This is a genomic window from Streptomyces sp. NRRL WC-3626 (genome assembly GCF_000718785.1).
Classification (GTDB): domain Bacteria; phylum Actinomycetota; class Actinomycetes; order Streptomycetales; family Streptomycetaceae; genus Streptomyces; species Streptomyces edwardsiae.
This window is the reverse complement of record NZ_JOCA01000018.1, coordinates 59,602-85,123: the sequence shown is the minus strand read 5'-3', so window position 1 is coordinate 85,123 and position 25,522 is coordinate 59,602. Positions and strand designations below refer to the sequence as shown.

Here is a 25,522-nt window from a genome sequence, read left to right as displayed (position 1 = left end):
TCACACCTCCTCGGTGAGCAGCGGATAGACGCCGTTCTCGTCGTGGTCCTCCCGTCCGGTCACGGGCGGGTTGAACACGCAGATGCAGTGGAAGTCCTCCTTGACCTTGAGCGTGTGCCGCTCATGGCCGTTCAGGAGGTACATGGTCCCGGGCGTGATGTGGTAGGTCTGCCCGGTCTCGCGGTCGGTCAGCTCGGCATCGCCCTTGGTGCAGACGACGGCCTCGATGTGGTTCGCGTACCACATGTTCGTCTCGGTACCCGCGTACAGGATCGTCTCGTGCACGGAGAAGCCGACCTTCTCCTTGGCGAGGACGATGCGCTTGCTCTCCCAGGTGCCGGACGCCGATTTCACGTGCCGGTCGGTGCCTTCGAGCTCCTTGAACGAACGGACGATCACGGTGTTGCGATGCCTCCTCGGCTCGGTTACGGGTTTCAGGCGGTTTCCCGGACGGCGCGGGCGAGGGTGGTGAGACCCTCGTCCAGCTCGTCCGGGGTGATGGTCAGGGCCGGCAGCAGCTTGACGACCTCGCTCTCGGGACCGGACGTCTCGATCAGCAGCCCCAGCTCGAAGGCCCGCTTGGCGATACGGCCCGCGCGCTCCTTGTCGTGGAACTCGATGCCCCACACCAGGCCGCGGCCGCGGTACTCCTTGACGTCGGCGAGGTTCTCCTCGGTGATGGCGATCAGCGCCTGCTCGACCTGCTCGCCGCGCGAGCGGGTCTGCTTCTCCATCGCCGAGCCGTCGGCCCAGTACGCCTCCAGCGTCGCGGTGGCGGTGACGAAGGCCGGGTTGTTGCCGCGGAAGGTGCCGTTGTGCTCGCCCGGCTCCCAGACGTCCAGCTCGGGCTTGAACAGGGTCAGTGCCATGGGCAGCCCGTAGCCGCTGATCGACTTGGAGACGGTGACGATGTCCGGCGTGATGCCGGCCTCCTCGAAGGAGAAGAAGGCGCCGGTACGGCCGCAGCCCATCTGGATGTCGTCGACGATCAGCAGCATGTCCTGGCGTTCGCACAGCTCGGCCAGGGCGCGCAGCCACTCGGGCCGGGCGACGTTGATGCCGCCCTCGCCCTGCACCGTCTCGACGATCACGGCGGCGGGCTTGTTGAGCCCGGACCCCTGGTCCTCGAGCAGCCGCTCGAACCAGAGGAAGTCCGGGACCTGGCCGTCGAAGTAGTTGTCGAACGGCATCGGCGTGCCGTGCACCAGCGGGATGCCGGCGCCGGCCCGCTTGAACGCGTTGCCGGTGACGGCGAGCGAGCCCAGCGACATGCCGTGGAAGGCGTTGGTGAACGACACGATCGCCTCGCGCCCCTTCACCTTCCGGGCCAGCTTCAGCGCGGACTCCACGGCGTTGGTGCCGGTCGGGCCCGGGAACATGACCTTGTACGGCAGGTCGCGCGGGCGCAGGATCCAGTTCTGGAAGGACTCCAGGAAGGCGCGCTTGGCCGTCGTCGACATGTCGAGGCCGTGGGTGACGCCGTCCCGCTCCAGGTAGTCGATGAGCGCGCGTTTCAGCACGGGGTTGTTGTGCCCGTAGTTGAGTGAGCCCGCTCCGGCGAAGAAGTCGAGGTACTCATGGCCGTCCTCGTCGTACATGCGGCTGCCGTGCGCACGGTCGAAGACGGCGGGCCAGCCGCGGCAGTAGCTGCGGACCTCGGACTCGAGGGTCTCGAAGACACTGAGGTCGGGCTGGGTGATGGTCACGACGAATCGCTCCTCGGTGGCGTGGGAGGTCGGAGGAAGTCGGAAAAAGTCGGGGGCGGGCCGCGCGGTCAGCGCGTGAGCGGCCCGATGCGGTACAGCACCTCGGGGTCGTGCGGCCCGTCGGGGAACTGGCCGGCGTCGAAGAGCACCTCGCGCTCCAGCAGGGCGCCGTGACGCTCCGCGAACGCGGTGAACAGACGCTCGGACGCGGTGTTGCCGGGGGCGATGGTGGTCTCCACGGTGTCCACCGCGTGCTCCTTCGCGGTCCTGGCGGCGAGTCCGTCGAGCATCGCGGCGGCGAGACCGCGGCCGCGGTGCGACGCGTCGACCGCGACCTGCCAGACGAGCAGGGTGCGGGGGCTGTCGGGCCGCAGATATCCGCTGACGAATCCGACCGGTTCCCCGCGTTCGTCGCGGGCCACGGCCGAGGTGGCGGCGAAGTCGCGGCACCACAGCAGATAGCTGTACGACGAGTTCAGGTCGAGGACCTTCGAGTCCCTTGCTATCCGCCACAGCGCGGCTCCGTCCGCCACGGTGGGGCGGTCGATTTGCAGGTCTGCTTGTGCGGCAGTCATGCGAATTGAACTTACCGAGGTAAATTCAAAATTGCATCGTCTGTCGGGGTTACGTGCGGGCTTGATCTATGTTATCGCGCGGGCGGGTGGGACCGCGCGGAAACTCGGCGAGATGCCCCGTTTGTCCCGGTATATAGGCCGCAAACCGGACGCGATGTGGAACCGGTCACAACTGTGTAACTCCCGTGACGGCGTCCGGAATGCTCGCGAGATCGTGTCGTTTAGGTCCGGGGAAACCGGGCAGAAGAAGACGGGAAGCTGCTCGGAAAGCTAATCGTGAAATAGGTCCGGTAATACCTGGGGAGGGATTTCGATAATCCCGGGGAATTCATGGGCCGGCCATGTCGTGGATACGCCCCCGCCGCCCCTTCCCGTCCCGAACCGGGGGCGCCGCCCCCGGACCCCCGCTCCTCGAACGCCGGAGGGGCTGTCTTCAGCCCGTCCGGCGTTCGAGGACGAGGCCCGAAGGGCCGACAGGGGTCTGGGGCGCAGCCCCAGGGAGGGGACGGGAAGGGGTGGCGGGGCGAAGAAGGAATCAGATCCAGGCCGTGTCCGCGGCTCGCAGGGCGGCCTCCACGTCCACGCCCGGCCCCTGCTCACCGAGCGCCGCCCCCAGCGCCGCCAGACTCGCCCGCACCGCCCCCGGCGCCGCCTCGGAACCATAGTGGTTGACCCGGATCATCTCCTTGGCGAGAGCACCCCCACCCGCGGCCAGCGGAAGCGCCGGATCGGCGGCCAGCGCGCGGGCCACCAACTCCGCCGCCACCGTGCCGGACGGCACCCGCAGAGTCGTGGCGACCGGCGCCGCCTCCGCCGCGTCCCGCACATACGGCTCGAGCCCCCCGCCCAACGCCAGCGCCCCCGCCCGCGTGGCAGCCGCGGCGGCCGCGTGCCGCGCCATCACCGCGTCGAGCCCCACCGCCGCGATCCGCTCCACACACGCCTGAAGCGCCAGCATCTCCAACTGCGCCGGAGCGTGGAGCAGCACCTTCCGCCCGCCGTCGATCCAGCGCTCCTTCCAGTCCAGCAGCGACAGATACGATCGCCGCGGCGCCAGCGGGTTCGCCGCCATCCGTGCCCACGCCCGCTCGCTCACCGACACCGCCGACACCCCGGCCGGACCGCCCATCGCCTTCTGCGCCCCGATCACGCACAGGTCCACGCCCCACGCGTCCGGCAGCACCGGCTCCGCCCCGATCGACGCCACCGCGTCCAGATAGAACAGCGCCCCGTGCGCCCGCACCACCTCGCCGATCTCCGCGACCGGGTTGGTGTTCCCGGTCGCCGCCTCCGCGTGGACCAGCGACACGAAGTCGATCTCCGGATGCTCGGCGAACGCCTCCCGGACCTGCCCGGCCGTCACCGCCGTATGGAACGGAACCGCCAGATCGATCACGGTGGCACCGCAGTCCCGCAGCCAGTCGCCAAAGGTCTGCCCGTAGGGGCCGGTGATGACGTTCAGTGCCGTCGTGCCGGGGCCGGCCGTCGCGCGGATCGCGCCCTCCAGCGGCAGCAGCGCCTCACCCTGCATGATCACGACGTCCTGCTCCGTACGCAGCAGCCGTGCCACCCCGTCCTCGACCGACGCGAAGTGCGCGGCGCTCAGCGGGGGCAGATCGAGAAAGGGATGGGTCACGGCGGTGCTCTCTTCACTTCGCGGCGGTGCGGGTACGTACGACGTGATCGAGGGTAGACCTTCGCCCGTGGCGCGGTCCGACCGCAGGTTTCTCAGGCCGGATCGCTCCGCGACCATCGGATTGGTTTGAGAGCCTCAAACCTCTCCTTATAATCGGAACGCAAAGTTCCCTGACAGGAGGCTCCCGTGACAACGCTCCTCGGCCGCCGGACCCGTGTTCTGGCCGCCACCACCGCGACGGCCGGGCTGGTCCTCCTGTCCGCCTGCACCTCCAGCGACGACGGAGGCAGCGGCTCCAAGACCGCCGCCGGCGGAGTCGAGCTCGTCAAGGCGGGACAGCTCACCACCTGCACCCACCTTCCGTACCCGCCGTTCCAGTCGGAGATCGACGGCAAGGTGCAGGGCTTCGACGTCGCGCTCATCGACCTGGTCGCCGACGAGCTGGGCGTGAAGCAGGAGATCCTCGACACCCCCTTCGAGAACTTCAAGACGGGTGCCTTCCTCAACTCCGGCGAGTGCGACCTGGCCGCGGCCGGTATGACCATCACCGACGAGCGGAAGAAGAACGTCGACTTCTCCGACCCGTACTTCAACGCCACCCAGGCCGTCCTCGTCGCCAAGGGCAGCGGCGTCGGCTCCCTCGCCGACGTGAAGTCGAAGAACGTCAAGCTCGGCGCGCAGGCGCAGACCACCGGCGAGGACTACGTCAAGGGCCAGGGCTTCGACCCGGTCTCCTTCGAGTCCTCCGACGCCGTCCTCAACGGACTGCGCACCGGCCAGGTCAAGGCCGTCGTCATCGACTACCCGGTCGTCCAGGGCTGGCTGAAGGACAAGGCCAACGCCGACGCCTTCGAGGTCGCCGAGCAGATCGACACCGGCGAGGAGTACGGCTTCACGGTGAAGAAGGGCAACACCAAGCTGCGCGAGGCCGTCGACAAGGCCCTCGCGGACGCCAAGGCCGACGGCACGTACAAGGAGCTCTACGAGAAGTGGATCGGCCCGTACGACGAGTCCGCCGCCTCGCCGGCCGCGTCCTGATCCCATGGCCGACACGGAGAAGCTCGACCTCCAGCCGAAGAAGAAGGGCCTGACCCGGCGGCAGAAGCGCCGTCTGTCGCGCGGCGTCCAGTACGTCGTCTTCGTCGCGGCCGTGATCGCCTTCGCGGTCGCGGCCGACTGGGGCAGGCTGAAGAACCAGTTCGCGCAGGCCGACATCGCCGAGCGGATGTTCCCGGACGTCATCACGCTGGCGCTGAAGAACACCGTGCTCTACACGGTCACCGGCTTCGCCGTCGGGCTCGCCCTCGGCATGCTGATCGCTCTGATGCGGCTGTCGTCGGTCGGCCCCTACCGCTGGCTGGCCGGCATCTACATCGAGATCTTCCGCGGCCTGCCGGCCCTGCTGATCTTCATCTTCATCGGCGTCGCCGTGCCCCTCGCCTTCCCCGGCACGGAGATCATCGGCGGTACCTACGGCAAGGTCGCCCTCGCGCTCGGCCTGGTGGCGGCCGCCTACATGGCCGAGACGATCCGGGCCGGCATCCAGGCCGTACCCAAGGGACAGATGGAGGCGGCCCGTTCGCTGGGCTTCTCGCCCGCCCGCGCCATGGTCTCCATCATCATCCCGCAGGCGTTCCGCATCATCCTCCCCCCGCTCACCAACGAACTCGTCCTGCTCTTCAAGGATTCCTCGCTGGTGCTGTTCCTCGGCGTCACCCTGGAGGAGCGCGAACTGTCCAAGTACGGCCGTGACCTGGCCAGCCAGACCGCCAACTCCACGCCCATCCTGGTGGCCGGCCTGTGCTACCTGCTGATCACCATCCCGCTCGGCCTCGTCGTGCGCCGGATGGAGGCCAAGGCCCAGGAGGCCGTGAAATGAGCCCGAGCCGATCCGAGATCCACGTCAGCGGACTGCACAAGTCCTTCGGCGACAACCATGTGCTGCGCGGCATCGACCTGGAGATCGGCCAGGGCGAGGTCGTCTGCGTCATCGGCCCGTCCGGCTCCGGCAAGTCGACCCTGCTGCGGTGCGTGAACCTGCTGGAGGAACCCACGAAGGGGCAGGTGTTCGTCGGCGGCACGGAACTCACCGACCCCGACGTCGACATCGACGCCGTACGCCGCCGTATCGGCATGGTCTTCCAGCAGTTCAACCTGTTCCCGCACCTCACCGTGACCGAGAACCTCACCCTGCCGCAGCGCAGGGTGCTGCGCCGGGGCAAGTCCGAGGCGGCGAAGGTGGCCGCCGAGAACCTCCGGCGCGTGGGCCTCGCCGAGAAGGCGGACGCCTACCCGTCCTCCCTCTCCGGCGGCCAGCAGCAGCGCGTCGCCATCGCCCGCGCGCTGGCCATGGGCCCCGAGGTGATGCTGTTCGACGAGCCGACCTCGGCGCTCGACCCCGAACTGGTCGGTGACGTCCTGGCCGTCATGCGCATGCTGGCCGACGAGGGCATGACGATGATGGTCGTCACCCACGAGATGACGTTCGCCCGCGAGGTCGCCGACCGGGTCGTCTTCATGGACGGCGGGGTCGTCGTCGAGGACGGCACCCCCGCACAGGTCATCGGCGACCCACGCCACGACCGCACCCGCCACTTCCTCTCCCGTCTCCTCGACCCCGCCATGGCGAACGTGGAGGAGGAGACCTCGGACCAGGTGGGCAAGTCCGAGTAGCGGGTCATTAGGGTGCCGGGTATGAGCGAACGCGCGGTGCTGCACGTGAAGGGGCGGATCCTCGTCGGCCCGGACGAGGTCCGCGACGAACTGTGGGTGGTCGACGGCCGGATCGCCTACGACCGTCCCGCCGGCGCCCGCGACATCCGTACCGTCGACGGCTGGGCACTGCCCGGTCTGGTCGACGCCCACTGCCATGTGGGCCTCGACCGGCACGGCGCCGTCCCCGAGGACGTCGCCGAGAAGCAGGCGCTCGCCGACCGGGAGGCCGGCGCCCTGCTGCTGCGTGACGCCGGCTCGCCCTCCGACACCCGCTGGATCGACTCCCGCGACGACCTCCCGAAGATCATCCGGGCGGGCCGGCACATCGCCCGCACCCGCCGCTACATCCGCGGCTACGCCTGGGAGGTCGAGCCGGACGACCTTGTCGCGTACGTCGCCCAGGAGGCCCGGCGCGGCGACGGCTGGGTGAAACTGGTGGGCGACTGGATCGACCGCGATCTGGGCGATCTGTCGGCCTGCTGGCCGCGCGGCGCCGTGCGGGCCGCGATCGCCGAGGCGCACCGGCTGGGCGCCCGCGTCACCGCGCACTGCTTCGCCGAGGACTCGCTGCGGGACCTGGTGGAGGCCGGCATCGACTGCGTCGAGCACGCGACGGGTCTCACCGACGACACCATCCCGCTGTTCGCCGAACGGGGCGTCGCGATCGTCCCCACCCTCGTCAACATCGCCACCTTCCCCGCCCTCGCCGACGGCGGCGAGTCCAGGTTCCCGCGCTGGTCGGCCCATATGCGCCGGCTCCACGAACGCCGCTACGACACCGTGCGCTCCGCCTACGACGCCGGCATCCCCGTCTTCGTCGGCACGGACGCCGGCGGGACGCTCCCGCACGGCCTGGCGGGCGAGGAGGTCGCCGAACTGGCCAAGGCCGGCATCCCGCCCGTCGAGGCACTGGCCGCCGGTACCTGGGCCGCCAGGAAGTGGCTCGGCCGCCCGGGCCTGGAGGAGGGCGCCCCGGCCGACCTGGTGGTCTACGGCTCCGACCCGCGCGCGGACCTCCGTGTACTCGCCGATCCGCGCCGGGTGGTACTGAACGGGCGCGTGGTCGGGTGACGGCAGGGAACAGCCGTACCTCCTGATTCGAACGCATCCGCCATATCGACTCGAAGGAGTGAAGAGGTGGCGGATCGCTGACGGTTCGTCGTACATACGGACATTCTTTGCGGGTCCCAGTAATGTCCCATGGGGGTCCCGCCACCGTGAACACCAGCTTCCGTACGCCCGCACGCCGTTGGTCCGCCGTCGCCGCGGCCGCCGTCCTCGCCGCCCTGTCCGGCACGGGCTCCACCGCCGCCCATGCCACCGAGGGCGACCCCGGCAGCGCGAGCGCCGCCGTCCTGCGTACCGGGCTGGACGTGTCCCTGCTCAACAGAACCGTCCACGCGCCGCTCACCGTCTCCCTCAACGAGGTCTCCGCCCCGCAGAGCGCACGCGAGACGGCGCTGACCGCCACCCTCGACGGCGTCGACGGCGGCAAGCCGTTCAGCGTGCTGCGGGCGGAGGCGGCCGACGCGGCCTCCACGGTGCGGGACGGGCGGGCGGAGGCGTCCGCCCACCTGGCCGCCGCCCGGCTCCATGTCCCGGGGCTGCCGCTGCTGTCGGTCGTCGAGCTCGAGACGGTGAGCTCGAAGGCGGTGTGCGTGGCGGGGGAGACGCCGAAAGCCTCCGTGACGCTGCCGGCGGCGGTGACGGTGCTGGGGAAGCGGGTGCGGCTGACGTCCGGGGGGCCGACGGATGTCGAGGTGCCGGGGGTGGGGTCCGTCCGGCTGAACCTGTCCGGGACGAAGACGACGTCGGAGTCGGCTGCGGCGACGGCGCTGCGGCTCGACGTGTCCGTCAACCCGTTGAAGCTGAACGTGGCCGAGGTCGAGGGGACAGTGACGGTGGCGGAGGCCCGGTGCTCGGCTCCGGCGGTCGCGGCCGGGGCTGAGCCGCAGGGGGTGCGGGCGGAGGCGGACCTGGCGGAGACGGGGAGTTCGTCGACGACCCCGTACGTCGCGGCCGGCGCGGTCGCCCTCCTGGCGGCGGGGGGCGGAGCGGTGGCACTGGCGCGGCGGCGGGTGGGGTAGGGGATTTCCTCAAACGCCGGAGGGGCTGAGTTTCAGCCCCTCCGGCGTTTGAGGAGCGGGGTCTGGGGCGGAGCCCCAGGTTCGGGACGGGAAGGGGCGGCGGGGGCGACATCACTCCGTGCCCAGCGCACGCCCGAGCGCCCCCAGAAACCCGTCCACCGTCCCCCGGTCCCGCACCGCGACCCGCAACCACTCCTCACCCAGTCCCGGAAACGTGTCCCCACGCCGCACCGCGTAACCGAGCGCCCGCAACCGCCGCCGCACCACCGCAGCCCGCTCCAACCGAACCAGAACGAAGGGCCCCTCGGCGGGTTCCACGACCCGCAGCCCGTGCCCGGCGAACTCCCCCAGCCCCGCCACCAGATACGAACGGTCCGCCGCGATACGCCGTGCCGCCTCAGCCGCCTCCGAAACCCCCCGCGCCCCCACACACGCCTCCGCCGCCACCAGCGCCGGCGTCGACACCGCCCACAACGCCTGCGCCCGCTCCAGCTCCGCGACGGTCGACTCCGCCGCCAGCACATACCCGATCCGCAGCCCCGCCAGCCCCCACGTCTTCGTGAGACTCCGCAGCACGACGAGCCCGGGCACATCCGTCCGCCCCGCCAGCGCCTCGCGCTCGCCCGGCACCGCGTCCATGAACGCCTCGTCCACCACCAGCGTCCGCCCCGGCCGGGCGAGCCCGGCGACCGTACCGGCCGGATGCAGCACCGACGTCGGATTCGTCGGGTTACCGATCACCACCAGGTCCGCGTCCGGCGGCACCGCCGACGGGTCCAGCCGGAAACCGTCCGCCTCCCGCAGCAGCACCCGGTCCACCGCATGCCCCGCGTCCCGCAGCGCCGCCTCCGGCTCCGTGAACTGCGGGTGCACCACCACCGGCCGGCGCACCTTCAGCGCCCGCGCCAGCAGCACGAACGCCTCCGCCGCACCGGCCGTCAGCAGTACCCGCTCCACCGCCAGCCCGTGCCGCGCCGCCACCGCCGCCCGCGCCGCCCGCCCGTCCGGGTAGGCGGCGAGCCCGGACAGCGACCCGGCGATGTGCTCCCGCAGCCACACGGGAGGCGTGTCCGCGCGGACGTTCACCGCGAGGTCGACCAGCGCGGACCCGTCGTCGCGCACCTCCGCGTCCCCGTGATGCCGCAGATCGTGCCCGCCGCCCCCGGACTCAGTGCGCATGGGAGTGCGCGTGGCCGTGCCCGTGATGATGGTGACCGTCGTCGTCGGGGTGGAAGTGCGGCTGCTGCGCCAGCCCCACCTTGTCCTCGAACCCCGGCAGCGCGATCCGGTACACGCAGGTGTCGCAGTTCATCCGGAGATCACCCTTCACGGCCTCCACGTACCGCTCCCACACCAGGTCCAGCAGTTCCGGCTCCGGGCCTATGACGTCCGCCGACCGCACCTCGGTCTCCGGATGCGCCGCCGCCCACTCCTCCGTCTGCCGCCGCACCCGGTCCGGCAGGATCCCGGTGAACAGGAAGTACGGCAGCACCACGACCCGGCGCGCACCCAGCCGCGCGCACCGCTCCAGCCCGTCCGGCACGTCCGGCGCGGCCAGCGACACGAACGCCGTCTCCACCCCCGCGTAGCCGCGCCCCTCCCACAGCAGCCGGGCCGCCTTGAACACCTCGGCGTTGGCGTCCGGGTCCGTCGACCCGCGCCCCACCAGGAGCACCGTCACCCCCGCCGGATCCCAGGACGGGTCGACCGCCTGGGCCAGCCGCCGCTCCAGCACGCTCAGCAGCGCGGGGTGCGGGCCCAGCGGACGGCCGTACGTGTACGTGATCCCGGGGTGGCGTTCCCTCTCGCGGGCCAGCGCCGCCGGGATGTCGCCCTTGGCGTGACCGGCGGACACCAGCATCAGCGGCACGGCGGCGAACCGTCGTGCCCCCCGCTCCACCAGTTCGGCGACGGCCTCACCCAGGGGCGGCGGGGACAGCTCGATGAACCCTCCGGCGACGGGCAGTCCGGGGTGGCGGCGCCCCAGCTCCCGCACGAAGTCACGGAACGCCTCCGCTCCGGCGTCGTCACGGGTGCCATGGCCGGCGATGAGCAGCGCGGGCGGGGTGGTCACAGGTTCTCCTCGGGTGAAATCGGGTGGTACAGCGGGGCGTTGAGCGCGGCGGCCGCGATGACGCCGGCCGCACGGCGTGCGCCGGAACGGGTCAGGCCGTCACCGGCGACGGCGTCCCCCAGCCGGCACACGGTGGGCCGGCGGCGGGACGTGCGAGGTGCCGAGGCGGGCGCGCAGCCGCCGGAACGACTCCCGCTCGACGGGGTGCACCACGCGGTTCACGGCGTCTCCTCCTGCCAGCGGTAGCCACGCGGGGTGACCATGCGCCCCGCGATCTCGCGGGTCGCCGTGTTGCCCACGGTCACGACCGTCATCATGTCGACCGTCGCCGGGTCCAGCGCGGCCAGCGTGGTCAGCCGGCTCGACTCGTCCGCACGGGACGCGTTGCGCACGACCCCGACCGGCGTCGCCGGCTCCCGGTGCTCCGCGAGGATCGCGAGGGCCTTCGGCAACTGCCAGTCACGGCCCCGGCTGCGCGGGTTGTAGAACGTCACCACGATGTCCGCCTCGGCCGCCGCCCGTACGCGCCGCTCGATGACCTCCCACGGCGTGTGCAGGTCGGACAGGCTGATCGACACATGGTCGTGGCCCAGCGGCGCCCCCAGGATCGCCCCGGCCGCCAGCGCCGCCGTCACCCCCGGCACCCCGACCACGTCGATGTCGTCGGACGCCTCCGCCAGCGCCGGGGACGCCATCGCGTACACCCCGGCGTCCCCGCTGCCGATGAGCGCGACCGCCTGCCCGCGCCGGGCCTCGGCGACGGCCGTGCGCGCCCGCTCCTCCTCGGCGCCGAGACCGGACTCCAGCACGCGCGTGCCGGGCCGCAGCAGATCGCGGATCTGGTCGACGTACTGGTCGAGCCCCACCAGCACGGAGGCGCGCCGCAGTTCGTCCCTCGCGCGCGGGGTGAGCAGGTCCCGGGCACCGGGCCCCAGTCCGACCACCGCGAGCCGCCCGCGCCCCGGCCGCCGTACGACCGCGCAGGTCGCCATCGCGGGCCGCGCCGCCGACTTCCGCTTCGGCACGAGCAGTTCGCCCCCGCCCACCAGCGCCGCGGCCTCCGCGACCGACGGGGTGCCGACGGCGGCGAGCGGCGCGTCGGACGGATTGGGCACGTCGACCCGCGCCAACTCCTCGGCGGAGTACGTCACCAGCGGTACGCCGAGCCGCCGCGCCGCCTCCACGATGCCGGGCTCCCCGGCCTTGGCGTCCACGGTGGCGAGCTCGGCGACCGACGCCGCCGACAGCCCGGCCTCGCGCAGGGCGCCCTCGACCAGAGCGAGTACCTCGTCCGCCGGGGCGCCCTTCGAGGCGCCGACACCGACGACGAGGGCCGGCGGCCGGAGCACCGCCTCCCGCTCGCCGGGCTCGACCAGCCGGTCCGTGACCCGGATCGTGTACGCGCCCTCGTCCGCGACCGGCAACGGCGGCAGCGGCCAGGCCACTTCGGCGCGCAACGCGACCGCCTCGCCGTCCAGCAGCGCCCGCGACACGGCGGCGACGTTCCCCTCCACCGGCAGTCCGAGGGTGTCCAGACCCGGCAGGCCGGCCGCGTCGGTCGCCGTCGTCACCACCGGCTCGGCGCCCAGCACCTCGCCCACCGCGCGGGCCAGCTCGTTCGCCCCGCCGCCGTGCCCGCCGACCAGCGACACGGCGAACCGCCCGCCCTCGTCGACGCAGACGACACCCGGATCGCTCGCCTTGTCACCGAGCAGCGGTGCCACCAGCCGCACCACGGCCCCCGTGGCGAGGAAACAGACGAGCTGACCGCACTCGGCGAACGCGGCCCGTACGGCGTCCGGCACGGGACCCTCGTACACGCGCGTACGACCCGGCCACGCGGCCGCCAGCCGGTCCCGCGCGACCGCGCCCGCCGCGGTGGCGGAGATGAGGCCGATCACTGGGTGACTCCTTCTCTGTGTGCCGGGAGCCGGACGCCCCGCGGCAGGAAGACGGGATGGGCGGCCGCCAGCCGGGTCACGTCCCCGGGCAGCGGTGCGAGGCGTGACGACCGCAGCGCCGGCGCCAGCGGCCCCAGCACGACCCGCTCGGCCCCCCGCGGCAGCCGTACGGCGTCCAGATGCCGCCGCCCGCCGCCCACCAGCTCCGCCCCCGCAGCCACCTCGGAGCCGGCCGGGGCACCGGCCCCCATCCCGACCACGGTGATCATGTGCTCGCACCCCGCGAACGCAACGCCCGGCGTGCCTCCGGATCGGCCTTGCGGAAACCGTGGAAGTGACCCGGGTGGTACAGGTGCGAGCGGGTGCCGTGCGCGTCGAGCGCCGGACCGACCAGGAACAGCGTGTGCTTCCACAGCTTGTGCTCCTTGACCGTCTCCTCCAGCGTCCCGATCGTGCACTTCACGACCAGCTCCTCCGGCCAGGTCGCCTGGTGGGCGACGACGACCGGCGTGGACGTCGGATAGCCGCCCTCCAGCAGCTCCCGCACCAGCTGCCCGCTGCGCGCGGCCGACAGGAAGATCGCCATGGTGGTGCCGTGCCGCGCGAACTCGCGGACCTCCTCACCGGGCGGCATCGGCGTCTTGCCGCCCCCGAGCCGGGTCAGCACGACCGACTGCGCCACCTCCGGAATGGTCAGCTCCCGCCGCGCGAGCGCCGCGACGGCGGAGAACGACGACACACCGGGCACGATCTCGGTCGCGATACCGAGCTCCGCACACCGGTCGACCTGCTCCTGCGTGCCGCCCCACAGCGCGGGGTCACCCGAATGGATCCGTGCGACCCGCAGCCCCTCCGCGCGGGCCCGCCCGTACACGGCGACGACGTCCTCCAGGGACATCGTCGCCGAGTCGAGGATCTCGGCGCCCTCACGCGCGTGCCGCAGGACCTCCTCCTGCACCAGGCTGGCGGCCCAGATCACGACATCGGCCTCGGCGATCGCACGCGCGGCACGGAACGTCAGCAGATCGGCGGCGCCGGGACCGGCCCCGACGAAGGTCACCTTGCCGGTGGGGGCGTCGGCCATGGAAGTGGTCCTCTCCAACGAGTCACGGGAAGAAGTGGGGGGTGAGCGGCTGTCACGCGTGCGCGACCGGCCGCCGATCGGATACGAAGAGCACATGGCGGTCCTCGTCGCGCTCGGCGCGTTCCTGATGACGCTGGCCGGCGGCTGGACGGCGCACCGCGTGACCGACCGCCGTCATCTGGTGCTGGGCCTGGCCGGCGGACTGATGCTCGGCGTCGTCGGCCTCGAACTCCTCCCGGAGTCCCTGGAGACGGCCCCCACCGAGGTCTACGGCGTGCCCGCGGCCCTGCTGCTCTTCGTCGCCGGCTTCCTCCTCGCCCACGTGGTGGAACGCCTCCTGGCCCACCTCCCCCGCTCTCGGCTTCGCTCGAGCGGGGGGACCCCCATGGCCGTCCACGGTGCGGAGGAGAGCAACGGCCGCACCCCCGAGGTCGGCCTTACCGCCGCCGCCGCGATGGTCGGCCACAGCGCCATGGACGGCGTCGCCATCGGCGCCGCCTTCCAGGTCGGCGAGGGCATGGGCGCCGCCGTCGCGGTGGCCGTCATCGCCCACGACTTCGCGGACGGCTTCAACACGTACACGCTCACCCACGTGTACGGGAACGCCCGCCGCCGCGCGCTCATGATGCTGTTCGCGGACGCGGCGGCACCGGTCGCCGGCGCGGCGTCGACCCTGTTCTTCACCATTCCGGGCCCGCTGCTCGGCGGCTACCTCGGCCTGTTCGGCGGCGCCCTGCTCTACCTCGCCGCGGCCGAGATCCTCCCCGAGGCCCACCACGAACATCCCGCCCGCTCCACCCTGCTGTGCACGATCGCGGGCGTACTGTTCATCTGGCTCGTGGTGGGCACCGCGCACGGGTGACCTCCGGGCGGCCCGGCTCACAGTTTCCCGCCCCGTCCGCCGTCCCGCCGGGGCGGCGCGATGAGCGTCGACAGATACGGCAGCGGCTCCCCGTCCAGCTCGGCGGCCGGGCGCACCGACTCCTCCGGCAGCCCCAGCGCCGACCCCCACACCGCGTCACCGATCCGCCCGGTCTCCCGCAGCGCCTCGGCGACCTCACCGGCCAGCCGCCCGAACTTGTACGCGACGACGGTCCCGGGCCCGGCCAGCGCGTCCTTGAGCACGGCGGCCCCCGCGGTCACCGGAACCAGCGTGAGCGGCTCGGTCCCCTCGGTCAGCACGGCCCCGGAACGTGCGGCGAGCTCCTGCATGGCGGTGATCCCCGGAACGGTCTCGACGACGGTGTCCGGCACCAGCTCCACGATGGTGTGGGCGAGATACGTGAACGTCGAGTACACATTAGGGTCCCCGATGGTCGCGAAGGCGACGGCCCCGTGCTCCCGCAACAGCCCGGCGACCCGCTCACCGGCGGCGTCCCAGGCCGCCTCGCGCCGCGTCCGGTCGGTCCGCTCGTTCAGCGCGAACACCACCCGGACGACCTTCCCGGCGGGCACGTAGTGCAGCACGGTCGCCTCGGCCCGCCCGCGCTCGCCGCTGTCCATCACCGGTACGACGACGACATCCGCGGCCCGCAGGGCGTTGACCCCCTTGACGGTCACCAGCTCCGGATCCCCGGGCCCGACCCCGACCCCGATCAGCCTGCTGCTCATGACGTCCGGCACCTCTCCACGAACCGACGGGCGACACCGGGCTCGGACGCCCAGTGCGTGTGCAGATAACTCGCGTGCACACCGCGCTGCACAAATCCCTCGACCCGCCGCTCCGGTGCCCGGATCCCCCAGGCGGGGGCGGCCCCGGAGCCGGGCTCGACCACGGTCCGGTGGAACTCGTGCGCCCGCATCCGCGTACCGGCCCCGGCCAGCGCGCTGTCACTCACGGCCACGGCGTCGCGATACCCCAGCGTCAGCCGCTCCGACATCCGCGCGGAGGCGTCCAGCACCCCGCACATGGGCAGCCCGTCGAGTTCCCGGCACAGGTACAGCAACCCGGCACACTCGGCCGCGACGGGAGCACCGCCCAGCGCCAGCCCGGCAACGGCCTTCCGCAACGACTCGTTGGCGGACAGCTCGGAGGCGTACACCTCGGGGAAGCCACCCCCGATGACCAACCCGGCGGTCCCCTCGGGCAGTTCCTCGTCACGCAACGGATCAAAGGCGACCACCTCGGCCCCGGCGGCGGAGAGCAACTCGGCATGCTCGGCATAGGAGAACGTGAACGCCGCTCCACCGGCAACAGCCACGACCAGCCCGTCCGGCGTTTGAGGACGAGGCCCGTCCAGGGCCGACAGGGGGTCTGGGGGCGAAGCCCCCAGGGACGGGACGGGAAGGGGCGGCGGGGGCGAAGAAGCCAAAGCCTCACCCGCGTCCCACCCCGCACCGTGCAACGGCCCCGCACTCCGCGCCAGCGCGACCAACGCGGACAGATCACACCCGTCCGCCACCCGAGCGGCCATCGCGTCCACCGCGTCAACCGCCGGGGCCCCCCGCTCGGCAACCGGCACCAGCCCCAGATGCCGCGACGGCGTCTCCACCGGCGCGGCCCGCCGCAGGGCACCGAGCACCGGCACCCCGACGGACTCCAACGCCTCCCGCAACAACCCCTCATGCCGATCCGAGGCGACCTTGTTGAGGATCACGCCCCCGACCCGCACCTCCGGATCCCAGCTCACGAACCCGTGCACCAGCGCCGCAACGGACCGCGACTGCGACGACGCGTCGACGACGAGCACGACCGGCGCCCGCAGCAGCTTGGCCACATGGGCGGTGGACGCCAGTTCACCTTGCCCCGCGGCCCCGTCGTACAGCCCCATCACCCCCTCGACCACGGCGACGTCACATCCCCGCGCCCCGTGCGCGAAGAGCGGAGCCACCAGCTCGGGACCGCACAGATACGCGTCGAGGTTCCGCCCCACCCGCCCGGTGGCCAGCGAGTGATACCCGGGATCGATGTAGTCGGGCCCCACCTTGTGCGGAGACACGGCGAACCCCCGCGCGGACAGCGCGGCCATCAACCCCGTGGCAACGGTGGTCTTGCCACTGCCCGACGAGGGCGCGGCGATCACCAACCGTGGGACGGAACTCACCACTCGATGCCCCTCTGCCCCTTCTGCCCGGCATCCATGGGGTGCTTCACCTTGGACATGTCGGTCACCAGATCGGCGGCCCCGACGAGCTTTTCGGGCGCGTTCCGCCCCGTGATCACCACATGCTGTGTCCCCGGCCGCTCCCGCAGCACGGACACCACCTCGTCGGTGTCCACCCACCCCCAGTGCATCGGGTAGGCGAACTCGTCCAGCACGTACAGCCGGTACGTCTCGGCGGCGAGGTCCCGCTTGACCTGCTCCCAGCCCTCGCGGGCCTTCTCCTCGTTGTCCAGCTGCGAGTCCCGCTGGACCCAGGACCAGCCCTCGCCCATCTTGTGCCAGTCGACGGTCCCGCCCTCACCGGAGGCACCGAGCACCCGCAGCGCGTTCTCCTCGCCGACCTTCCACTTCGCCGACTTGACGAACTGGAACACCCCGATCGGCCACCCCTGGTTCCAGGCCCGCAGCGCGAGCCCGAAGGCGGCGGTGGACTTGCCCTTCCCGATCCCCGTGTGCACGACGACCAGCGGCCGATTACGCCGCTGCCGCGTCGTCAGCCCGTCATCCGGTACGACACTCGGCTGCCCCTTCGGCATTACGCGGCCCTCCTCTGCACGTCCTTCACGAGCCCGGCGATGCTGTCCGCCCGCAGCTCGTCCAGCGTCACGGCGCTGCCGCCCAGCTCACCGGCCAACCGCCCGGCGAGCCCCAGCCGCACCGGCCCCGACTCGCAGTCCACGACCACGGACGCGGTCCCCTCGGCCGCGAACAGCCGCGCCGCACGCGAGGCCAGCGCCACCGGCTCAGGACCACCGGTCGCCCGCCCGTCCGTCACCACCACGACCAGCGCCCGCCGTGCCGGGTCCCGCAACCGCTCCACCCGCAGCACGTCGTGCGCCTTGAGCAACCCCGCCGCCAGCGGCGTACGCCCGCCCGTCGGCAGCGACTCCAGCCGCGCGGCGGCGGCGTCCACCGACGAGGTGGGCGGCAGCGCCACATCGGCCGACGCCCCCCGGAAGGTCACCAGACCCACCTTGTCCCGCCGCTGATAGGCGTCGAGCAGCAGCGACACCACGGCCCCCTTCACGGCACTCATCCGCTGCCGCGCGGCCATGGACCCGGAGGCGTCCACGACGAACAGCACGAGGTTCGACTCACGCCCCTCGCGCGTGGCCTGCCGCAGATCGTCCCGCCGCACCACCAGCCCCGGCCCGGACCGTCCCCGCGCCCGCTGATGCGGCGCCGCGGCCTGGACAGTGGCGGCCAGGTGCAACTTGGTCAGCGCACCCCGCGGCCGCCGGGCCCCCGTGGTCCGCCCGTGCTCGGTCCGCGCCCGCGACCGCCGCCCGGCGGCACCTTCACCGATCCCGGGCACGTTCAGCACCCTCGTCCGGAACGGCTCCGCGGCACCCACCGGGGACCGCTCACCGGAGCCGGCCCCCGAGGGCTGCCCCGCCTCCCCGGCCTCCGCCGGCACCTCCGCGTCACCACCGCCCTCCGGGCTCTCCGGACCCTCCGCGGGAGGCTGCCCGCCACCCCCGTCGGGCCCGTCCGGATCGGTGTCGGGATCGTCGTCGCCCCCGAACTCCTCCAGCGTCTCGTCGAGCTTGTCCTCGTCCAGACCGGGCGCGTCGAACGGATTCCGCCGCCGCCGGTGCGGCAGCGCCAACAGCGCCGCCTGCCGCACGTCCTCGGCCAGCACCTCCGTCCGCCCCGCCCAGGCGGCCAGCGCGGTCGCCGTACGCGCCATCACGATGTCGGCCCGCATGCCGTCGACTTCGAAAGCAGCGCACGTCGCCGCGATCTGCCGCAGCGCCCCGTCCCCGAGCCGCACCGACGGCAACAGCTCCCGCGCCGCGACGATCCGCGCCCGTACGGCGGCCTCCTCGCCGGCCCACCGCGCGGCGAATCCGGCCGGATCGTCGTCGTAGGCGAGCCGTCGCCGTACGACCTCGACCCGCTGGTCGGGTTCGCGCGAGGCGGCGACCTCGACGGTCAGACCGAACCGGTCGAGCAATTGCGGCCTCAGTTCCCCCTCTTCGGGGTTCATGGTGCCGACGAGCAGGAACTTCGAGGCGTGCCGTACGGAGACACCCTCGCGCTCGACGTAAGAGGCCCCCATGGCGGCGGCGTCCAGCAGCAGGTCCACGAGGTGGTCATGCAAGAGGTTGACCTCGTCGACGTACAGGATCCCGCGGTGCGCGTCGGCCAGCAGGCCGGGCTCGAACGCCTTCACGCCCTCCGCCAGCGCCCGCTCGATGTCGAGCGCGCCCACCAGCCGGTCCTCGGAGGCCCCGACGGGCAGTTCGACCATCCGGGCAGGCCGCCCGGCACCGCCCCCGCGCTCGTGCGGACCGTCGGGACAGCCGGGGTCGGGCGCCGAGGGATCACAGGAGAAGCGGCATCCGGGCACCACCGTGACGTCCGGCAGCAGCGTCGAAAGCGCCCGCACGGTGGTGGACTTGGCAGTGCCCTTCTCACCTCGGACGAGTACTCCACCGACCTGCGGTGACACCGCGTTGAGCAGCAGCGCGAGCCGCAGGTCGTCCTGACCGACGACGGCCGTGAACGGAAAGGGGGTGGTCACTGGTTGTCTCCCTCCAGATCGCCTTCGAGTTCCAGGTAGGTGGCGCGCAGCCGTTCCAGCGTGTCCGCGTCCGGCTCCGCCCACAGGCCGCGGTCGGCGGCCTCCAGCAGCCGTTCCGTGATGCCGCGCAGCGCCCAGGGGTTGGAGTTCTTCATGAAGTCGCGGTTCTCCGCGTCGAAGACGTACTCGCTGGCCAGCTTCTCGTACATCCAGTCGTCCACGACCCCGGCGGTGGCGTCGTAGCCGAAGAGGTAGTCGACGGTCGCCGCCATCTCGAAGGCACCCTTGTAGCCGTGCCTTCTCATGGCCGCCATCCAGCGAGGATTGACCACACGGGCGCGGAAGACCCGGTGCGTCTCCTCGCCCAGCGTGCGCGTCCTCACCTGGTCCGGAGTCGCAGAATCCCCCACGTACGCCTCGGGGCTGGTCCCCGTCAGATGGCGCACCATGGCGACCATGCCGCCGTGGTACTGGAAGTAGTCGTCGGCGTCGACGAGATCGTGCTCGCGTGTGTCGACGTTCTTCGCCGCCACCGCGATCCGCCGGAACGCCGTCTCCATGTCGCCGCGCGCCGCCCGCCCGTCGAGCCCCCGCCCGTAGGCGTAGCCGCCCCACACCGCGTACACCTCGGCGAGGTCCGCGTCGGAGCGCCAGTTGCGGGCGTCGATCAGCGGCAGCAGCCCGGCCCCGTACGCCCCCGGCTTCGAGCCGAAGACGCGGGCCGTGGCCCGGCGCCGGTCGCCGTGCTCGGCGGTGTCCTCGTCGGCATGGGCGCGGACGTAGTTCCGCGAGGCCGGCTCGTCCAGCTCCGCCACCGCCCGCACCGCGTCGTCGATCAGCCCCACCACATGCGGGAACGCGTCCCGGAAGAACCCGGAGATGCGGACCGTGACGTCGATGCGCGGCCGGCCCAGCTCCTCGAGCCCGACCACCTCGAACCCGGTCACCCGGCGCGACGCGTCGTCCCACACCGGGCGGCAGCCCAGCAGCGCCAGGATCTCGGCGATGTCGTCGCCCTGGGTGCGCATCGCCGACGTACCCCACACCGTGAGGCCCACGGACCGCGGATACTCGCCCGTGTCGTGCAGATACCGCTGCACCAGCGAGTCGGCGAGCGACTGCCCGACCTCCCAGCTCAGCCGCGACGGGATCGCCTTGGGGTCGACGGAGTAGAAGTTCCGCCCGGTCGGAAGCACGTTGACCAGCCCGCGCGTGGGCGACCCCGAGGGACCGGCCGGGACGTAACCCCCGTCCAGCGCACGCAGGATGTGCCCGATCTCGTCCGTCGTACGGGCCAGCCGGGGTACGACCTCCTCGCACGCGAACCGCAGCACGGCCACCGCGTCGGGCAGTTCGGTGCCCAGCACGTCCCGCACCAGCGAGGGGACCGTGCCGGCCGCCCAGCCGCGCTCCTCCATGCCCTCCGCGAACCGCCGGCACAGCTGCTCCAGCAGGTCGATGGCGTCGGAGGCCGACCGCGCGGGACCGTCCACCAGATCCGTCAGCTCCGCCGGCACCTTCAGCGGGGCGCCCGGCTCGGCCAGCAGCTCCTTCTCCACCAGCCCGAAGTGCTCGGCCAGCGCCGCCCGCAGACCCGGCAGGGCGTTCGCCTGCCCGCCCCACACCTGTGCGGCGCGCAGCACCGCCAGCACCAGGTTCACGCGCGGTTCGCCGACCGGGCCGCCGCCGAGGACGTGCAGGCCGTCGCGGATCTGCACGTCCTTGATCTCGCACAGATAGCCGTCGATGTGCATGACGAACGAGTCGAAGTCGTCGTCGTCCGGCTGGTCGTCCACCTGCAGGTCGTGGTGGAGTTCCGCCGCCTTCACCAGCGTCCAGATCTGCGCCCGCACCGCCGGAGCCTTCTCCGGGTCCAGGTCCGAGACCAGCGCGTACTCGTCGAGCAGCTGCTCCAGCTTCGCCAGATCGCCGTACGTGTCCGCCCGCGCCATCGGCGGCACCAGATGGTCGACCACGGTCGCGTGTCCGCGCCGCTTGGCCTGGGTGCCCTCGCCGGGGTCGTTGACGATGAACGGGTAGATCAGCGGCAGGTCGCCCAGCACCGCGTCCGGCGCGCACCCGGCGCTCAGCCCGAGGCCCTTGCCCGGCAGCCACTCCATGGTGCCGTGCTTGCCCATGTGCACGATCGCGTCGGCGCCGAAACCGCTGTCCAGCCAGCGGTAGGCCGCCATGTAGTGGTGGGAGGGCGGCATGTCGGGGTCGTGGTAGATCGCGATCGGGTTCTCCCCGAAGCCGCGCGGCGGCTGGATCATCACGACGACGTTCCCGAACCGCAGCGACGCCAGCACGATGTCGTCCCCGTCGACGTACAGCGAGCCCGGCGGTTCGCCCCACGCCTCCCGCATGCCGTCCCGCAGCCGCGGGTCCAGCTTCTCGAACCACGCCCGGTAGTCCGCCAGCGGCACCCGCGCGGGCGCGGCGGCCAGCTGCTCCTCGGTCAGCCATTCCACGTCGTGTCCGCCGGCCGCGATCAGCCGGTGGATCAACTCGTCGCCCCCGGACGGGTATCCGTCGACGGCGTAGCCCGCGTCCCGGAGCGCGTCCAGCACCCGTACCGCCGAGGCGGGGGTGTCCAGGCCCACCGCGTTGCCGACGCGCGAGTGCTTCGTCGGGTAGGCGGTGAAGACGAGCGCGACCTTCTTCTCCGCGTTCGGCGTGTGCCCCAGCCGGGCGTGGCGTACGGCGATCCCGGCCACCCGCGCGGCCCGCTCGGGGTCGGCGACGTACACCGGGACGTCGTCGGGGCCCTGCTCCTTGAAGGAGAACGGGACGGTGACGATCCGGCCGTCGAACTCGGGGATGGCGACCTGCATCGCCGCGTCCATGGGGGACAGGGCGGCGTCGGACGCCTCCCACGCGGCACGCGAGGACGTGATGCACAGCCCTTGCAGCACCGGCACGTTCAGGTCGGCCAGCGCGCCGATGTCCCAGGCCTCCTCGTCACCGCCCGCCGATGCCTGCGAGGCGTGGGTTCCGCCGGCCGCGAGCACGGTCGCGACGAGGGCGTCGGTCCTCGACAGCAGGGCGTACAGACCGGGATCGGCGCCGCGCAGCGAACCGCAGTACACGGGAAGGGCGTTGGCGCCGCGCGCCTCGATGGCGTCGCACAGGGTGTCCACGAAGGCGGTGTTGCCGCTCAGCTCGTGCGCGCGGTAGAAGAGCACGCCGACCGTCGGCCGGCCGTCCACCGGAACCCGGGTGCCGTGCACGCCGAACTCCGGCATCGCGCACGGCGGTTCGAAGCCCTCGCCGGTCAGCAGCACGGTGTCCGACAGGAACCGGGCCAGCTCGGTGAGGTTCCCGGGGCCGCCCTCGACGAGGTACCGCAGCGCTTGTGCCACCACACCGGCCGGCACCGTCGACTCGGCCATCAGCTCCGCGTCCGGCACGGTCTCCCCGCCGAGCAGCACCGTCGGGACACCGGACGCCCTCAGCGCCGCGAGCCCGTCCTCCCAGGCACGCTTGCCGCCCAGCAGCCGTACGACGGCCAGGTCCGCCCCGTCCAGCAGCGCGGGCAGTTCGGCCGCCACGTCCACGCGGGTCGGGTTGCCGATCCGGTAGGAGGCGTCGGCGGCACGGGCCGCCAGCAGGTCCGTGTCGGCGGTCGACAACAACAACACAGTGCTCATGCGGGCGCTCCCGGTGGAATGAAAGGCAGTCCTCGTGGCGCGCCGGACTCGATGAGCCGCCACAGCGCGTCCGTGTCCGCGTGCTGTTCGATCAGGTCGCCGAGCCGGTCGAGCTGCTCCTCGCGCAGCGCGGCGAACGAGGTGCCGGGGGCGGGCACGAAGCGGCGGCCCGCCGCCCGCGCGACCTCGCGCAGGAAGGCCCGCCGGAAACCGTCCGACTCCAGCGAGCCGTGCCAGTGCGTGCCCCAGGTCCCGCCGACCCGGCAGCCGTCCAAGAAGGCCTCCCCGCCGAGGACCTCGGCGACGCCGTGATGGATCTCGTACCCCTCGACGGGCTCCCCGAGGGCTTCCCCGACGGGCCGGGTGAGGGTCTTCTCGCGGGCGAACCGCACCCGCACGGGCAGGACGCCGAGCCCGTCCACGTGTCCCGCGCGGCTCTCGACGTCGTCCTCGATGTGCTCCCCGAGGAGCTGGAAGCCGCCGCAGATCCCGAGCACCGGACGCCCCTCGGCCGCCCTCCGCTTCAGCGCGTCCGCCAGACCGCGCTCCCGGAGCCACTCCAGCGCCCTCACGGTGCCGCGCGTGCCCGGCACCACCACGAGGTCGGCGTCGGCCAGCTCCTCGGGCCGGTCCACGAACCGCACCACGACACCGGGTTCGGCGGCCAGGGCGTCCACGTCGGTGAAGTTGGACATCAGCGGCAGCGCGCACACGGCGACCCGCAGCACGTCCTCGCCCACCGGCGCGGCGACCACGGACTCCCGCACGGTGCCCCGCAGGGACACCCTCAGTCCGTCCTCCTCGTCGATGCCGAGCCCGTGCCGGAACGGCAGCACGCCGTACGTCCGCCGCCCGGTGAGGCCGTGCAGCATGTCCAGGCCCGGTTCCAGCAGCGACACATCGCCCCGGAACTTGTTCACCAGGAACCCGGCGACCAGGTCCTGGTCCTCGCGCGACAGCAGGGCGACGGTGCCGAAGAAGGACGCGAAGACGCCGCCCCGGTCGATGTCGCCGACCACCAGGACCGGCAGCCGGGCACCCCGGGCGATCCCCATGTTCACGATGTCGGTGCGCCGCAGGTTGATCTCGGCCGGGCTGCCGGCCCCCTCACAGATCACCGCGTCATACGTGCCCCGCAACTGCTCCAGACAGTCCAGCACCGTGCCCAGCAGCCGTTGTTGGCGCCCCCCGTGGTAGCCGCGGGCGCTCATCTCGCCGACCGGCCTGCCCAGCAGCACCACCTGGCTCGACCGCTCGCCGCCCGGCTTGAGCAGCACCGGGTTCATCAGCGCCGTCGGCTCGAGGCGGCAGGCCTGCGCCTGCATGGCCTGCGCCCGGCCGATCTCGGCGCCCTCCCGGGTGACGAACGAGTTCAGCGACATGTTCTGCGCCTTGAACGGCGCGACCTTGACACCCTGCCGCGCCAGCCACCGGCAGATCCCGGCGGTCACCACGCTCTTGCCGGCGTCCGAGGTGGTCCCGGCGACCAGCAGCCCCCCACCGCTCACGCTGCACGTCCCTTCATCAGGCTCCGCGCGGCGACGCCGGCCCCGAGGGCGAGCCAGCCGACCCGCCGCGAGAGCCGTACCGCCCGGTCGATGTCGGCCACGGCCACGGCACGCCCGCCGCCGTTCAGGACGGGCCGGTGCTCGACCCGTCCGCCGTAGGAGAGGGTCCCGCCGAGCCGTACGCCGAGGGCGCCGGCGAAGGAGGCCTCGACGGGCCCGGCGTTGGGACTCGGATGCTTCGCCGCGTCCGCGCGCCACGCCCGTACGGCGCCGCGCGGATCGGGTCCGGTGAGCACGGCGAGTACGGCGGTCAGCCGCGCCCCCGGCCAGCCGGCCACGTCGTCGAGACGGGCGGAGGCCCAGCCGTAGCGGCGGTGCCGGGGCGACTTGTGGCCGACCATCGCGTCCAGCGTGTTGACGGCCCGGAAACCGAGCAGTCCCGGCACCCCGGCGACGGCACCCCACACCAGCGCGCCCACGACGGCGTCGGAGGTGTTCTCGGCGACGGACTCGACCACCGCGCGGGCGATCCCGTCGGCGTCCAGGGCCTGCGGGTCCCGGCCGCACAGATGCGGCAGCCGTGTCCGGGCCGCCTCGACGTCCCCCGCCTCCAGCGCCCGTGCGACGGCGCGGGCCTCACGGGCCAGCGAGGTGCCGCCGACGACGGCCCAGGTGGCGACACCGGTCAGGACGGTGGAGGCGGCGGGGGAGGAGCGTACGAGACGGGCGGCGAGGCTTCCCAGCGCGACGGTCCCGCCGACGCACACGGCGGTGTGCACGGCGCCCCGGCCCCGGTCGTCCCGCCACAGCACCCGCTCGACGGCGGCCGCGGCCCGCCCGAAAGCGGCGACCGGATGCCCCCGGCGGGGATCGCCGAGCAGCAGGTCGCCGAGAAGGCCGGCGGCGGCGCCGTACGCGAACACGCGATCGGCACCCATGGGTTCAGCCGGTGACG

General features: G+C 72.7%; 21 protein-coding genes and 2 pseudogenes. 6 read left to right on the top strand and 17 right to left on the bottom strand.

Annotated elements, in window-relative coordinates; translation table 11 throughout:
• From IF28_RS0124965 to IF28_RS0124950, 4 genes are all read right to left on the bottom strand, one after another.
• Positions 1-399, bottom strand: coding sequence for an ectoine synthase (locus IF28_RS0124965; protein ID WP_030224423.1), 399 nt, complete (start codon positions 397-399; stop codon positions 1-3).
• Between the two features lie 35 nt (positions 400-434).
• Positions 435-1,706 carry a diaminobutyrate--2-oxoglutarate transaminase gene (gene ectB / locus IF28_RS0124960; protein WP_030224421.1) on the bottom strand — a complete coding sequence of 424 codons (1,272 nt, stop codon included), beginning with the start codon at positions 1,704-1,706 and terminating at the stop codon, positions 435-437.
• A 68-nt stretch (positions 1,707-1,774) separates the two neighbouring features.
• The gene (gene ectA, locus IF28_RS0124955) at positions 1,775-2,281 is read right to left on the bottom strand and encodes a diaminobutyrate acetyltransferase (RefSeq protein WP_030224418.1); all 507 of its coding nucleotides are present in this window, start codon (positions 2,279-2,281) and stop codon (positions 1,775-1,777) included.
• A gap of 535 nt (positions 2,282-2,816) precedes the next feature.
• A complete protein-coding gene (locus IF28_RS0124950) occupies positions 2,817-3,917 on the bottom strand; it encodes a pyridoxal-phosphate-dependent aminotransferase family protein (RefSeq protein ID WP_030224415.1) in 1,101 nt (366 codons plus the stop codon).
• 186 nt (positions 3,918-4,103) lie between these two features.
• Between IF28_RS0124950 and IF28_RS0124945 the strand changes: the two genes are divergently transcribed.
• From IF28_RS0124945 to IF28_RS0124925, 5 genes are all read left to right on the top strand, one after another.
• Positions 4,104-4,955: a transporter substrate-binding domain-containing protein gene (locus IF28_RS0124945; RefSeq protein WP_030224412.1), complete on the top strand. Its 852-nt coding sequence runs from the start codon at positions 4,104-4,106 to the stop codon at positions 4,953-4,955.
• A gap of 4 nt (positions 4,956-4,959) precedes the next feature.
• Positions 4,960-5,796 (top strand): amino acid ABC transporter permease, encoded by an 837-nt coding sequence (locus IF28_RS0124940; protein WP_030224410.1) that lies wholly within the window; start codon positions 4,960-4,962, stop codon positions 5,794-5,796.
• Positions 5,793-6,590 (top strand): amino acid ABC transporter ATP-binding protein, encoded by a 798-nt coding sequence (locus tag IF28_RS0124935; protein ID WP_030224408.1) that lies wholly within the window; start codon positions 5,793-5,795, stop codon positions 6,588-6,590. Before IF28_RS0124940 ends, IF28_RS0124935 begins: the two co-directional genes overlap by 4 nt.
• Before the next feature lie 21 nt (positions 6,591-6,611).
• Positions 6,612-7,703: an amidohydrolase family protein gene (locus IF28_RS0124930; RefSeq protein ID WP_030224404.1), complete on the top strand. Its 1,092-nt coding sequence runs from the start codon at positions 6,612-6,614 to the stop codon at positions 7,701-7,703.
• 122 nt (positions 7,704-7,825) lie between these two features.
• Positions 7,826-8,719, top strand: coding sequence for an SCO1860 family LAETG-anchored protein (locus IF28_RS0124925; RefSeq protein WP_030224402.1), 894 nt, complete (start codon positions 7,826-7,828; stop codon positions 8,717-8,719).
• A gap of 111 nt (positions 8,720-8,830) precedes the next feature.
• Here the strand turns inward: IF28_RS0124925 and cobC are convergent, their stop codons facing one another.
• From cobC to cobM, 6 genes and pseudogenes are all read right to left on the bottom strand, one after another.
• Positions 8,831-9,898 (bottom strand): Rv2231c family pyridoxal phosphate-dependent protein CobC, encoded by a 1,068-nt coding sequence (gene cobC / locus IF28_RS0124920; protein ID WP_030224400.1) that lies wholly within the window; start codon positions 9,896-9,898, stop codon positions 8,831-8,833.
• Entirely contained in the window at positions 9,888-10,793 is a 906-nt protein-coding gene (locus IF28_RS0124915) for a sirohydrochlorin chelatase (protein ID WP_030224398.1), read from the bottom strand. Before IF28_RS0124915 ends, cobC begins: the two co-directional genes overlap by 11 nt.
• Positions 10,794-10,934: 141 nt before the next feature.
• Positions 10,935-11,015: pseudogene (locus tag IF28_RS40210) on the bottom strand (precorrin-8X methylmutase); the annotation flags it as partial.
• A complete protein-coding gene (gene cobJ, locus IF28_RS0124905) occupies positions 11,012-12,694 on the bottom strand; it encodes a precorrin-3B C(17)-methyltransferase (RefSeq protein WP_030224395.1) in 1,683 nt (560 codons plus the stop codon). The pseudogene IF28_RS40210 and the gene cobJ, both read right to left, overlap by 4 nt.
• A gap of 113 nt (positions 12,695-12,807) precedes the next feature.
• A pseudogene (locus IF28_RS38795) lies at positions 12,808-12,963 on the bottom strand (bifunctional cobalt-precorrin-7 (C(5))-methyltransferase/cobalt-precorrin-6B (C(15))-methyltransferase); the annotation flags it as partial.
• The gene (gene cobM, locus IF28_RS0124895; protein ID WP_030224391.1) at positions 12,960-13,778 is read right to left on the bottom strand and encodes a precorrin-4 C(11)-methyltransferase; all 819 of its coding nucleotides are present in this window, start codon (positions 13,776-13,778) and stop codon (positions 12,960-12,962) included. The gene cobM and the pseudogene IF28_RS38795, both read right to left, overlap by 4 nt.
• Positions 13,779-13,872: 94 nt before the next feature.
• On the opposite strand from cobM, the gene IF28_RS0124890 reads away from it, so the two are divergent.
• On the top strand, positions 13,873-14,640 hold the full coding sequence (locus tag IF28_RS0124890) for a ZIP family metal transporter (RefSeq protein ID WP_030224389.1): 768 nt from the start codon (positions 13,873-13,875) through the stop codon (positions 14,638-14,640).
• Between the two features lie 17 nt (positions 14,641-14,657).
• Here IF28_RS0124890 and cobI read toward each other — a convergent pair whose 3' ends face one another.
• Genes cobI through IF28_RS0124855 form a run of 7 tightly spaced genes read right to left on the bottom strand, consistent with a single transcriptional unit; the run spans position 14,658 to position 25,505 of the window.
• Positions 14,658-15,389, bottom strand: coding sequence for a precorrin-2 C(20)-methyltransferase (cobI, locus tag IF28_RS0124885; protein WP_030224387.1), 732 nt, complete (start codon positions 15,387-15,389; stop codon positions 14,658-14,660).
• Entirely contained in the window at positions 15,386-16,825 is a 1,440-nt protein-coding gene (locus IF28_RS0124880; protein WP_030224383.1) for a cobyrinate a,c-diamide synthase, read from the bottom strand. Before IF28_RS0124880 ends, cobI begins: the two co-directional genes overlap by 4 nt.
• Positions 16,819-17,418, bottom strand: coding sequence for a cob(I)yrinic acid a,c-diamide adenosyltransferase (gene cobO, locus IF28_RS0124875; RefSeq protein ID WP_030224380.1), 600 nt, complete (start codon positions 17,416-17,418; stop codon positions 16,819-16,821). The genes IF28_RS0124880 and cobO overlap by 7 nt, the downstream gene beginning before the upstream one ends.
• Positions 17,418-19,409, bottom strand: coding sequence for a putative cobaltochelatase (locus IF28_RS0124870; RefSeq protein WP_030224376.1), 1,992 nt, complete (start codon positions 19,407-19,409; stop codon positions 17,418-17,420). Before IF28_RS0124870 ends, cobO begins: the two co-directional genes overlap by 1 nt.
• Positions 19,406-23,059, bottom strand: a complete 3,654-nt coding sequence (gene cobN, locus IF28_RS0124865) for a cobaltochelatase subunit CobN (RefSeq protein ID WP_030224374.1) — start codon at positions 23,057-23,059, stop codon at positions 19,406-19,408. The genes IF28_RS0124870 and cobN overlap by 4 nt, the downstream gene beginning before the upstream one ends.
• Positions 23,056-24,567, bottom strand: a complete 1,512-nt coding sequence (locus tag IF28_RS0124860; protein WP_030224372.1) for a cobyric acid synthase — start codon at positions 24,565-24,567, stop codon at positions 23,056-23,058. Before IF28_RS0124860 ends, cobN begins: the two co-directional genes overlap by 4 nt.
• A complete protein-coding gene (locus IF28_RS0124855) occupies positions 24,564-25,505 on the bottom strand; it encodes a cobalamin biosynthesis protein (RefSeq protein WP_030224370.1) in 942 nt (313 codons plus the stop codon). Before IF28_RS0124855 ends, IF28_RS0124860 begins: the two co-directional genes overlap by 4 nt.
• Positions 25,506-25,522 lie beyond the last annotated feature (17 nt).

What these genes read in the sequence shown, in the direction of transcription:
- cobI (WP_030224387.1), bottom strand. Translation starts at nt 15,389, where the DNA reads ATGAGCAGCAGGCTGATCGGGGTCGGGGTCGGGCCCGGGGATCCGGAG.
- cobO (WP_030224380.1), bottom strand. Translation starts at nt 17,418, where the DNA reads ATGCCGAAGGGGCAGCCGAGTGTCGTACCGGATGACGGGCTGACGACG.
- cobM (WP_030224391.1), bottom strand. Translation starts at nt 13,778, where the DNA reads ATGGCCGACGCCCCCACCGGCAAGGTGACCTTCGTCGGGGCCGGTCCC.
- cobN (WP_030224374.1), bottom strand. Translation starts at nt 23,059, where the DNA reads ATGAGCACTGTGTTGTTGTTGTCGACCGCCGACACGGACCTGCTGGCG.
- IF28_RS0124855 (WP_030224370.1), bottom strand. Translation starts at nt 25,505, where the DNA reads ATGGGTGCCGATCGCGTGTTCGCGTACGGCGCCGCCGCCGGCCTTCTC.
- IF28_RS0124890 (WP_030224389.1), top strand. Translation starts at nt 13,873, where the DNA reads ATGGCGGTCCTCGTCGCGCTCGGCGCGTTCCTGATGACGCTGGCCGGC.
- IF28_RS0124935 (WP_030224408.1), top strand. Translation starts at nt 5,793, where the DNA reads ATGAGCCCGAGCCGATCCGAGATCCACGTCAGCGGACTGCACAAGTCC.
- IF28_RS0124940 (WP_030224410.1), top strand. Translation starts at nt 4,960, where the DNA reads ATGGCCGACACGGAGAAGCTCGACCTCCAGCCGAAGAAGAAGGGCCTG.
- IF28_RS0124930 (WP_030224404.1), top strand. Translation starts at nt 6,612, where the DNA reads ATGAGCGAACGCGCGGTGCTGCACGTGAAGGGGCGGATCCTCGTCGGC.
- cobC (WP_030224400.1), bottom strand. Translation starts at nt 9,898, where the DNA reads ATGCGCACTGAGTCCGGGGGCGGCGGGCACGATCTGCGGCATCACGGG.
- ectA (WP_030224418.1), bottom strand. Translation starts at nt 2,281, where the DNA reads ATGACTGCCGCACAAGCAGACCTGCAAATCGACCGCCCCACCGTGGCG.
- IF28_RS0124925 (WP_030224402.1), top strand. Translation starts at nt 7,826, where the DNA reads ATGTCCCATGGGGGTCCCGCCACCGTGAACACCAGCTTCCGTACGCCC.